The sequence below is a fragment of the Mesorhizobium sp. M7A.F.Ca.CA.001.08.2.1 genome (genome assembly GCF_003998455.1).
Classification (GTDB): domain Bacteria; phylum Pseudomonadota; class Alphaproteobacteria; order Rhizobiales; family Rhizobiaceae; genus Mesorhizobium; species Mesorhizobium ciceri.
Window position 1 is genome coordinate 1 of record NZ_RZPW01000167.1, and the last position, 9,486, is coordinate 9,486.

The 9,486-nt window shown below is 62.8% G+C and carries 11 protein-coding genes and 1 pseudogene; 6 read left to right on the top strand and 6 right to left on the bottom strand.

The features are described 5' to 3' along the window. Positions 1-537: hypothetical protein (locus tag EN914_RS12580; protein WP_164778727.1), on the bottom strand; the 537-nt coding region annotated here is incomplete at its 3' end. Positions 538-611: 74 nt separating this feature from the next. Here EN914_RS12580 and EN914_RS12585 point away from each other — a divergent pair. The 3 genes from EN914_RS12585 (at position 612) to EN914_RS12595 (ending at position 3,572) form a co-directional block, all read left to right on the top strand. Further along, entirely contained in the window at positions 612-1,673 is a 1,062-nt protein-coding gene (locus EN914_RS12585) for a hypothetical protein (RefSeq protein WP_024503927.1), read from the top strand. A gap of 208 nt (positions 1,674-1,881) precedes the next feature. Then, positions 1,882-2,640 carry an SDR family oxidoreductase gene (locus tag EN914_RS12590; RefSeq protein ID WP_024503926.1) on the top strand — a complete coding sequence of 253 codons (759 nt, stop codon included), beginning with the start codon at positions 1,882-1,884 and terminating at the stop codon, positions 2,638-2,640. Then, positions 2,637-3,572, top strand: coding sequence for a sigma-70 family RNA polymerase sigma factor (locus EN914_RS12595; protein ID WP_024503925.1), 936 nt, complete (start codon positions 2,637-2,639; stop codon positions 3,570-3,572). The genes EN914_RS12590 and EN914_RS12595 overlap by 4 nt, the downstream gene beginning before the upstream one ends. Before the next feature lie 117 nt (positions 3,573-3,689). Here the strand turns inward: EN914_RS12595 and EN914_RS12600 are convergent, their stop codons facing one another. Next, positions 3,690-4,259 carry a TetR/AcrR family transcriptional regulator gene (locus tag EN914_RS12600; RefSeq protein ID WP_013530512.1) on the bottom strand — a complete coding sequence of 190 codons (570 nt, stop codon included), beginning with the start codon at positions 4,257-4,259 and terminating at the stop codon, positions 3,690-3,692. Positions 4,260-4,363: 104 nt separating this feature from the next. Between EN914_RS12600 and EN914_RS12605 the strand changes: the two genes are divergently transcribed. Together EN914_RS12605 and EN914_RS12610 are read left to right on the top strand one after the other, a co-directional pair. Continuing rightward, complete coding sequence (locus EN914_RS12605; RefSeq protein WP_024503924.1) at positions 4,364-5,179, top strand: oxidoreductase; 816 nt, start codon at positions 4,364-4,366, stop codon at positions 5,177-5,179. A gap of 65 nt (positions 5,180-5,244) precedes the next feature. Further along, on the top strand, positions 5,245-6,246 hold the full coding sequence (locus EN914_RS12610) for an NADP-dependent oxidoreductase (RefSeq protein ID WP_024503923.1): 1,002 nt from the start codon (positions 5,245-5,247) through the stop codon (positions 6,244-6,246). 20 nt (positions 6,247-6,266) lie between these two features. Here EN914_RS12610 and EN914_RS12615 read toward each other — a convergent pair whose 3' ends face one another. The 3 genes from EN914_RS12615 to EN914_RS12625 all read right to left on the bottom strand — a co-directional run bounded on the left by EN914_RS12615 (position 6,267) and on the right by EN914_RS12625 (position 8,529). Then, entirely contained in the window at positions 6,267-6,740 is a 474-nt protein-coding gene (locus EN914_RS12615; protein ID WP_024503922.1) for a VOC family protein, read from the bottom strand. Between the two features lie 43 nt (positions 6,741-6,783). Beyond that, positions 6,784-7,932: an amidohydrolase gene (locus EN914_RS12620; protein ID WP_013530516.1), complete on the bottom strand. Its 1,149-nt coding sequence runs from the start codon at positions 7,930-7,932 to the stop codon at positions 6,784-6,786. Between the two features lie 153 nt (positions 7,933-8,085). Further along, the gene (locus EN914_RS12625; protein ID WP_013530517.1) at positions 8,086-8,529 is read right to left on the bottom strand and encodes an SRPBCC family protein; all 444 of its coding nucleotides are present in this window, start codon (positions 8,527-8,529) and stop codon (positions 8,086-8,088) included. 429 nt (positions 8,530-8,958) lie between these two features. On the opposite strand from EN914_RS12625, the gene EN914_RS12630 reads away from it, so the two are divergent. Then, complete coding sequence (locus tag EN914_RS12630) at positions 8,959-9,102, top strand: hypothetical protein (protein ID WP_081714329.1); 144 nt, start codon at positions 8,959-8,961, stop codon at positions 9,100-9,102. Between the two features lie 85 nt (positions 9,103-9,187). On the opposite strand, the pseudogene EN914_RS12635 reads toward EN914_RS12630, so the two are convergent. Then, positions 9,188-9,486: pseudogene (locus EN914_RS12635) on the bottom strand (ketopantoate hydroxymethyltransferase); the annotation flags it as partial.

A 9,486-nucleotide genomic window follows, 5' to 3' on the forward strand; every position in this document is an offset into this window, starting at 1 on the left:
ATCGAGAAGGGCGCGGATCGAACCCGACCATGCCCGGACCATCGGCATGTCCTGGTCCGGTACGCCAAGCAGGCGGCAGATGACACGTTCGGGCACGGCGCGCGTGAAGGCGGCCACGACTTCGGTCGTCCCGGACAAGCCGGAATCGCCCATGAGGTCTTCGATCGTTTCAGCTACAATGAGACGCAAAGCCGGCATGCCCTTGCCGACAAAGGGCTGCTGCAGGGCCTGGCGCAGGGCGGCGTGAGCGCTGCCCTCCTGATAGATCAGCCAGTCGCGGATCGCGGAATCCGAATCCGCCATTACATCGGCCGGCGGCACGTGCGAAAGCTTGCGATTGGCGAGGCTGCCCGAAACGAGATCGTAGCCGGTGAGATAGACATCGCCCCACGGCGCCTGCCAGACCGGAGCGCGCCGTCGCATTTCATCGTGGATAGCATAGGTGTCCGCGGCACCTGCGAAAGCACCGGCGCGAATCCCTTGCCAGGGATGCCGGCCGGATTTGAACAGAGCATTGGAGGGGGATTCGGTATGCATTGCCTTGCGGAAAGTCCAATCTTGTCAGCTAAGACAGTCGTGTGTCGTGCATGCCAGGATATCGACACCCGGCCATGACCAACAATCAGGGGCCGATCTACTATTTCTGCACGCGCCAACACGCTTACACGATGGGCGTACTGCTTGGCTATTACCAGCATGGGCTTGGTGATCTTGTCCGGATCATTCCCTACGAGCTGGCCGCGAGGCTCGGCCCCCTCGCTCCCGGCACCTTCATCTTTACGGATTTTGAAAGGCTGGCGCCGGCGCAATTGCAGGCGGCGGTCGCCCTCCATGAGCGCATCGCCTCGCTCAATCCAGGCCTGTTGCTGCTCAACGATCCGGCAATCGTGCCACGCCGCTTTGACTTGCTGAAACGCCTGGAGGCCGCGGGCCTCAACCATTTCGATGTGCATCGGCTGGGTGAGCGCAAGTCGGTACGCCGCTTTCCGGTTTTCGTGCGCTGGGAAAGCCAGCATGAGCCGCCGCTGACCGGGCTGATCGACGGCACGGATGCGCTGGAAGCAGCGATTGCCCGTCTGCCGGGCCATGTCCGTCAAGACCCGGACCTGATGATCGTCGAATATGGCGCGGCTCCCTCGGCCGATGGGCGGTTCCGCAAATACTCGGCTTACAAGGTCGGTCCAACCGTCTATCCGCAGCACTGCTTCATCAATGAGAACTGGTACATCAAGTTTCCGAGCACCCGCTTCACCGAGGCCGACAGGGCCGAAAGCCGCGCCTACGTGGACGACAATCCGCATGCCGATCAGATCGGGCATGTCTTCGCACTGGCCGGCATCGACTATGGGCGCATCGATTACGGCATCGTCGACGGCCAGGTCCAGACCTTCGAAATCAATAATAACCCGTCCGTTCTGACGCGGCCGCCTGGCTGGGACGCGGGGGTGGATTACAGCCGCTACGCCGAGATGCACGAGCGGGCTCTGCGTGGCATCATGCGCCCGGTCTCGGGCCCCGACCTTTTACTCGGCAACGGTACCATGAGCGTCGATGCCATCCACGCCGATGCCATGCATGCGGTGCGGCAGAGGATTGCGGGATTCTCCCGGCGTCGGCGCCTGTCCCTGCGACCGCTCAAGAAGCGGCTGGCGCGGCTGTTTGGCTGGGGGTGACATGAGCGCAATTGGGCTTCACATTTAATGCAATGCAGCCCCTAATCGCTCCACTGCCCACGCGGCGCGGCATCATGCTTCTTCCGCCCTATCGCCAACATTGCCGGCATGTCGCGGATCGTCGCCGCGACAGCGCGCCTCGCCGGACCTTGGCTCTTTTTCCGACCCTCAAACGTCTTAGCTACAGTGAAGCTAAGGAGCAGGGTCGATGAGCCTCAGGAATAAAAAAATCGTGGTCACCGGTGGCAGCCGTGGGCTTGGCCTCGGATTGGTCGAGGCGCTGGTCGAACAGGGCGCCAGCGTGACCGTCGTTGCCCGTGGCGTCGAGGCGCTGGATGCGGTCGGTGCGCGGCTTGGGGTCGCCACTATCCGCGCCGACGTTGCGGAGGAGGGCGCGGCCTATCGCATTCTTAGCGAGGTTCGTCCTGACGTCGTGGTTCTGAATGCTGGTGCCACGCCCCGGATGGGCCGGTTGGACCAACTGAGCTGGGAAGATTTTTCAATCGCCTGGGAAACCGACGTCAAGGCCGGGCTATACTGGCTGCAGGCGGCGCTCAACCTGCCGCTCAAGCCGGGCAGCCGTGTTCTGGTGGGATCGAGCGGTGCCGCCGTCACCGGGTCGCAGTTGTCGGGCGGCTATGGCGGCGCCAAGCGCATGCTGTGGTTCATGGCGAAGTACGCCAACGGCGTTTCGCAGGAGAAGAAGCTCGGCATCCGCTTTCAGGCGATCGTGCCGCGGCAGATGATCCTCGGCACCGGAACAGGCGATGCGGCGGCCGGCGCCTATTCCGGATCCATGGGCATCACGCCCGAACAATTCGTCACCCGCTTCGGTGCGCCGATGCCGCCCCGGACCTTCGGCGACAGGGTGGTTTCCGTGCTGGAAGACCCGCAATATGCGGAGGGCATCGTCTTCGGCCTCAATGGCGACGCGGGCGTAACCGTGATGGAGGGGGCTGCGGCTTGAGCGAACGAGATCCTGCCGTGGACCGCGACCGACGGGAAGGGCTGCTTGCCCTTGCCGCCGCGATGCGGCCAGAGCTGCACCGCTATTGCGCGCGCCTGATGGGCTCGGTCATCGACGGGGAGGATGTCGTGCAGGACACGTTTGCGCGGGCCTTCGTTGCGCTGAATGAGCTGGGCGAGGTGCCGCAGCTCAGGCCCTGGCTGTTCCGCGTCGCCCACAACCGTGCGCTGGACCTGCTGCGCAGCCGCGCGATCCGCGCGGCGGAGCCTATCGAGGCGGCGCTTGAAATTGCCGACGACACCAAAGCCGACCCGGTGGAGATGCTGATGCGCAGGCAAGCTATACAGACCGCAGTGTCGCGCTTCGCGGAGCTTCCGCTGCTCCAGCGCAGCGTCGTCATCCTCAGAGATGTGCTCGACGAGCCGCTGGCCGAGATCGCTGCTTTGCTCGGCATCACCGTCGATGCGGTGAAAGGGCACTTGGCGCGCGGCCGCGCCCGGCTTAGGGAAGTCAGTGCGCAGGCCAGTTCGGCTCCCGATGCGCGTATCGCGTCGGCCGCCGTGGTCCGTTATGCGACCCTGTTCAACCAGCGGGATTGGGACGGCTTGCGCGCCCTGCTTGCCGACGACGTCAGGCTTCATCAGTCCCTGCATGCGCCGCGCTCGGGTGCGGCGGAGGTCGGCATGTTCTTCACGATCTACGCCAAAAGCGACCGCGTGTGGCTGACGCCGGCCTGGCTCGACGGCCGCGAGGTGATCGCTGTGTTCGAAAGCCATGCCGACCAGAAACCGCATCATTTCATGTGGCTGGAGTGGCGGGAAGGTCAGATCAGCTTCATCCGCGACTATCGCTATGTCAGCTATGTTACCGACGATGCCGAACTGGTGCTGGCCAAGGACGCCAGGTCCTTCGGTCGCGGCACCGGGCACTGAAGAGCGGGCGCGCATCTGACCATCATACGGGCGGTGCTGTTCCTGCCAAGGGGCCGATGCGGGGCTGGGCGTCACACCGCATGAGAATAACTTTGACGTGCCCACGCGTGACATCCCCTAACTCTGCTCGATCAGCGCGCGCGCCGCAGCTTTCCCTGCCGCAAGGATACGATCCGACAATTCCGTTCCCTCCACGGCACGGGCCAGCTGAAGCGTGCCAATGAGGGTCGCAAAGATAGCGAACGCAACGCCCTCCGGATCAGGAGTTTGCGGCGGCAGCTCTACCGACACCTGGTGCACCTGGGTCAGCAAACGCTCGGTATAAAGCTGACGCGTTTCGGGTGGCTCACGGGCGATTTCCGCCAGCAAGGCGGCAGAGGCGCAGCCCTTCCCGGGGTTATCCCGATGCGCCGCCGACAGATATGTGTCTATGGCCATTGCCAAGCCGCCGGAGGCCAATGCTTGCCGTATCTCGTCGGACTGATCCTCGAGAGCTGCAGCGACCGTTTCACGGACAAGCGCCGCCTTTGATTGAAAGTGGGGATAGAAAGCCCCGTTCGTCAGCCCGGCGTCGCCCATGATGGTTGCCAGTCCGGACGCCGCTATGCCGTTTTTCCGAAAGCGTTCCGCGGCGACCTCCAGGATCCGGCCGCGCGAGGCGTCCTTCCTGCCCTTTTCGTAGCGCATGGCTGCTATTCCTTTCTGCTATTGCATTATGGTCATAATCTGATATTACGACTGTAATTTAACGGATGAAAAAAAGCTAGCCCCCCATGAGTTTGGAGCACGAAATGAAAACGAATGCCGGAAAAACCGCCGTTGTGACCGGGGCCTCTTCGGGCATCGGCCGCGCCAGTGCCGAAGCCCTTGCGCGGGCCGGGTTCACCGTCTTCGGAACCAGCCGGCGCAAGGCCGGCAACGATCCGGACGGGGTGACCATGCTGATCTGCGACGTGACCGACAGTGAGGCCGTTGCCGCACTCGTTTCGACGGTGCTCTCGCAGACCGGCCGGATCGACCTCTTGGTCAACAATGCCGGCGTTGGCCAGCTTGGAGGCGCCGAGGAATTCTCGATTGCCCAGGTGCAGGCCCTGTTCGACGTCAATCTGTTCGGCGTCATCCGCATGACCAATGCGGTGCTGCCGTCGATGCGGCAGCGTGGCGAGGGACGCATCATCAATATCGGCTCTGTGCTGGGACTGGTGCCGGCGCCGTATTCAGCGCATTATTCGGCGGTCAAGCACGCGCTCGAGGGCTATTCGGAATCGCTCGACCACGAGGTTCGCGCCTTCAATATCCGCGTTTCGGTCATCGAGCCGGCATTCGTTCGTACTGTCTTCGACCAGAACGGGATCCAGCCGGATTCGCCGTTGCAGGAATACGATCAAGCCCGCGCTACGCTGGAAGCGCTGCTTCGCGACGTGATGCCTGTCGCCGACCGACCGGAAGTGGTGGCGCAAGTGGTCGTCAAGGCAGCGACCGATGCCCGTCCGCAACGGCGCTACACCGCCGGCAAGGCTGCGCGCCAGGTCAGCCTGCTGCGTCGCTTTGCTCCCGCGGGGATATTCGACAAGAGCCTGCGGAACCAATTCCGCCTGCCCGTTTGAACGCAGCGAGCAGAGGATTTCACGCACATGCGACACACCAAAATCACTCTCAGAAAGTCACTGCCATGAAGGCATTCGTCGTCGACAAGTACAGCAAGAACGGCACTCTGCGGCTAGCCGAAATGCCGGAGCCGAAACTCGGGGACAGCGATGTCCTGGTCGAGGTCCACGCAGCGGCGGTGAACCTGCTCGATTCCAAGGTCAAAACCGGAGAGTTCAAGCTGATCCTGCCCTATCGCCGGCCCTTTATCCTGGGTCACGACGTGGCCGGGAGGGTTGTGCGCGTGGGATCGAAAGTCCGCAAATTCAAACTCGGCGACGACGTCTATGCGCGGCCGCGCGATGGCCGGATCGGGACGTTCGCCGAGTTCATAGCCATGGATGAAGCCGACGTGGCCCTGAAACCCGGGAACCTCAGCATGGAGGAGGCGGCCTCGATCCCGCTGGTCGGCCTGACCGCCTGGCAGGCGCTCGTCGAAAGGGCCAAGCTGAAGAAGGGACAGAAGGTCTTCATTCAAGCCGGTTCCGGCGGCGTGGGGACATTCGCCATCCAACTGGCAAAGCATCTCGGCGCGACCATTGCGACCACCGCCAGCGCGGCGAGTGCCGGTCTGGTCAAGGGGCTCGGCGCCGATATCGTCGTCGACTACAGGAAAGACGATTTCGAGAAAGTCCTTTCGGGCTACGACGTCGTCTTGAACAGCCAAGACGCCAAGACACTTGAAAAATCACTGAATGTGCTGAAACCGGGTGGCAAGCTCATCTCCATCTCCGGCCCACCGGATCCGGAATTTGCCAGGGAAAAGGGACTGAACGTGGTGCTGAGGCTGGTGCTTCGCCTGCTGAGCCGCGGTATTCGAGCGAAAGCCAAGCGCCGTGGCGTGACGTTCTCGTTCCTTTTCATGTGGGCGCAGGGCGAGCAGCTGAGTAAGATCGCATCGCTCATCGAATCCGGCGCGATCCGCCCGGTCGTCGACCGGATATTTCCCTTCGAGGCGACCAATGAGGCGCTGGCCTATGTCGAAACAGGACGCGCCAAGGGCAAGGTCGTCATCAAGGTCAGATAGCAACTCAGCCGCGATCGAGGTCAGCCGCGCCGGGCTGCGTCGATCGCCGCGACGTCGATCTTCGTCATCTCCATCATCGCATCAAAGGCGCGTTTGGCTTCCTCGCCGCCGGCCGCCATGGCCTCGGTCAGCGTGCGCGGCGTGATTTGCCAGGACACGCCCCATTTGTCCTTGCACCAGCCGCACACGCTCTCCTGGCCGCCATTGCCGACGATGGCATTCCAGTAGCGGTCGGTTTCCTGCTGATCGTCGGTGGCGATCTGGAACGAGAAGGCCTCGTTCTGCTTGAATGTGGAGCCGCCGTTCAATCCGATGCAGGGAATGCCGGCGACGGTAAATTCGACCGTCAACACGTCGCCTTTCATGCCGGACGGAAAATCGCTCGGCGCACGGTGAACGGCGCCCACGCTGGTGTCGGGAAAGGTCTCTGCGTAGAAGCGCGCCGCAGCCTCGGCGTCCTTGTCGAACCAAAGGCAAATCGTGTTCTTCGGTATCTTTGGCATTGCATGTTCCTTTCGGCGTTGGAGTTGGCGGAGGTCAGCCCAGGAGATTGCGTGCTGTGCGCATGAAGATCCTCGACCCGATCGGGATCAGGTCGTCGGGAAAGTCATAGTCGGGATTGTGCAAGGCGGGGTGCCGCTCGCCCGCACCGAGGAAGAACATCGCCGACTTGGCACTATGGCCGAACAGGCCGAAATCTTCCGAGGCGCGCATCGGCAGGGCCTCTTCGCCGTGCGATACGCCCTCTTCATCGAGCGCGCGCCGCAGATGCTCCACCGCGTCCGGCGCGTTGACGCTGGCGACGAAGATCTCGTGATAGTCCCAGCGGGCGGTAAGGCGATGCTCGCCGGCGATCCTGGCGACCAGTGCCTCGGCAGCAGCACAAAGGTTCGCCATGCGCTCGTCACGCCGGGTGCGCAGCGTTGCCCACACCTGCGCATGAGCAGGCGCGATGCCGAACACGGCTTCGCCCATCGCGGCATGGGTGACGGTCAGCATGGAGAAGTCGTCGTCGGCGAAGGTTCCGCGCCCGAGCGCCGGCAGCGCCGGCATCAGCTCACTGATCGCCAGCATCGGCGAGGTGCCGGTCTCCGGCATGGATGAATGGGCGGTCTTGCCCTCCAGCACGATGCGCATGCCGCGTGACGCACAGTTGACCACGCCGGGCTTGAGCCGCACCTCGCCGAACGGCACGCCAGGCAGGTTGTGCAGCGAGAAAGCGAAATCCGGCGCGATCTCGCCGAAGCGGGGATCGGCAACGACGCCGGCTGCGCCATTGCCGGTTTCCTCCGCCGGCTGGAACATCAGCACGACGCGGCCACTTGCAGGCCGCTCGCGCCCCAACTGCCGGCCGAGGGATGCCAGGATGGCGGTGTGTCCGTCATGGCCGCACATATGCGACTTGCCCGGCACGCGCGACGCATGCGGCACGCCTGAAAGTTCTTCGATAGGCAAGGCATCGAGTTCCGAACGGAACAGCACCGTCGGCCCTGCTTTGCCGCTGTCATATGTGACCGCGACGCCGTGCCCGCCGAGCTGTGTCAGCACCTTGTCCGGCCCCGTATCGGCGAGGAAGGCGACGACCTCCTTTGCCGTCTTCTCCTCTTCATTCGAGATTTCCGGATACTGGTGCAGCTGGCGCCGCCACGCCGTCAACTCGACGATGTCTCGGTTGGTCAGAGTCATGCTTTTTCAACCTCCGCTGCATTCTTCATCGACACGTCCAGGCACAGGGGTGCCGCAATGATGAATTGCTAGCGACAAAGGGCAGTTCCCGCCACAGTCCAAGTTTCAGGCTTCGGCAGGCCAGAAACGGCCGTTCTCCCGGCCATCCGCAGCCTACTGATTGATCTCGGGCTCGACGAGCTTTGCCAGATTTCTGAGCGACTCCTGCCAGCCGAGATAGCAGGCCTCGACCGGAATGACGTCCGGAATGCCGGCCTGGGTGATGTCGATTTCAGTGCCGACCGACACTTTTTTCAAGACCACGGTCACCCGTATCTCGCCGGGCAGGTTGGGATCGTCGAATCTGTCGGTGTAGAGCAGGCGCTCGCCCGGAACGAGTTCAAGGTATTCGCCGCCGAAGGCGTGGCTGTCGCCGGTGGTGAAATTGCGGAACGACATCTTGAATGTGCCTCCGACCTTTGCCTCGAAATTATGGACCGTGCAGGTGAAGCCGTTTGGCGGAAGCCACTTGGCCAGCGCGTCCGCTTCGACGAAGGCGCGATAGACCTTTTCCGGGCTGGTCGTCAGAACGCGGTGCAAACGTACGGTGCCGGGCATATGCTGGATCCTTTCATGAATGCCTGTTCGATACCCCAAGGACGAACGAGGTGTAACCAGTCCGACATTGGTTTGCGAATTTTTCGACGGGATGCGGCCTGCCTACGCCGCGGGCATGCCGCGCGCCTATCAACACGAAGCTCGGGCGAGGCGACGGACGAACACACCGGCTGTGGAGCTGGCGTTCACCTGCTAGATCGGGTTCCTGAGCCATCTTGTTGTTCAGGCGCGGTTTTACCGAGCAGCGCGAATGGCCGCGTGCCCCGGTCAATGCTTCGAACGCCGCTAAATAGGGCAGCGCGTCTTTGCCGTCCATGTGCCGATCATTAGAATTTGCATCTGATCAGAGTTGATTTCCTATCAGGCCGTTAATGCGGCCATGCTGTTAATCAGCATTTGCTAATGAGTCTTTCGAACCTGAGGCAAGCAATGACCAAGAATCTCGGCAATGCACGTCATACGCCGGCGAAGGACCAGCAGGTCTCCCTTCTAGGCAAGGCCGCGCCGGCACTGTTTCCGCTGGTCGTAGCGGCGCTGGGCTACATGGTTGGCAAGCAGTTCTTCGGCATCTAGGCGCGAAGACGGGTCTTCCGTTCCCCAAACGCTCAACATCTCGGCGGACCGGCCACGCGCGGGCCGCCGTTTGCGTTGCCGCCATCTAATCCCGTTCCGACTCCAGCCGCTCGCGGAAATCGTCAAGCTCTGCCTGAGCGATGCCGGCGACCTCGGCGTTGCCGGGGTAGCTGCCGCCCGCGACCTCGTTGCGGAAGCCCGACAACGCTTCGACCCGCGCATCCCTCACTGCCTTTTGCAGCACGGCCAGGTCACCCCAGGCTCGCGCATGGCGGGGCAGGCGGGCACTCTCGCCACAGATGTCCGAGGTGAACAGGAAGACCACGTCGGCCTCGGCGCCCGAGCCGAGTGACACGGTAACCAGCGATGTGCGGCGGTTGATCT